General features: G+C 66.7%; 2 protein-coding genes. Both read right to left on the reverse strand.

The features are described 5' to 3' along the window. Nucleotides 1–297 (reverse strand): DUF945 family protein (locus N879_RS10905; RefSeq protein WP_031232723.1); only part of this gene is annotated, 297 nt, incomplete at its 3' end. Between the two features lie 184 nt (nt 298–481). Then, the coding region (locus N879_RS20775) for a DUF2934 domain-containing protein (protein ID WP_235484287.1) at nt 482–837 on the reverse strand (356 nt) is incomplete at its 5' end.

Here is an 837-nt window from a genome sequence, read left to right on the forward strand (position 1 = left end):
AAAGGGGCCGTGTTCGAGGCGATCGTTCAGCAGCAGGGCGTAGTGCTCGGTGTTGCCGTCGTCATCCGCTACATCGATGTCGATCTGGTAGCGCGCGGTGCTGGACAGCAGGCCGCGTTCGAAGCTGAGCAGGCTGAGGCTGACATCGGCACCGGCGCCGACGCCCATCTCGCGCAACTTGAGGTTGGCCTGGTCGACGGCATCGCGGGCGGTCGATTCGACCTGAGTGCTGGTGTAGAAAGTGGCGGCCCCGAAAAGGGCCAGGGGTACGGCTACGGCGAGCGCGAGCTTTTTCATGGAAGCATCCTGTGCGGCGGCTGGGCAGACGTCCTGTCAGCCGGTGGTTGGCAAGCGGCGGCACTCTAGCAGCGCGCCTCGACAGGCTCCAGCGCACCAGGCATCCGGATGAAAAGGCTGAGAACGTCGCAGCAGATTCGGGCGGGACGACGCGTGCCGCGTCCTCGCCGCCCTGCCGGCGCCGCTATCGGTCGCCACCCGATTTCGGCATCGGAATGGCCACGCTGCTTTCGATGCCGCCGGCTTCGGCGTTGCCTTCCTTGTAGAAGGGCTCGATCTCGTCCCGGGCGCGCTGCCAGTGGTCGGCTTCCTGGCCTTCGGGGCGGCCCTCGGCTTCCCATATTTCATAGGCGCGCTGGCGGATGCGTTCGTCGACGTTCATGGCTGAAATCTCCGGGTAACGGGCCGGCGAATTGCCGGCCGTTAAGCAGAAGAAAGGCCGGCCCGCTACAGGTTCCGGCGGGGCGACGAGCGCGCTTGGCCGGGACGCAGCAGCGCGGAACCTGCCGATCAGGGAACCGCCACCGTCGCTGCGGTCTT

The organism is Alcaligenes sp. EGD-AK7 (genome assembly GCF_000465875.3).
GTDB lineage: Bacteria > Pseudomonadota > Gammaproteobacteria > Burkholderiales > Burkholderiaceae_B > Alcaligenes > Alcaligenes phenolicus.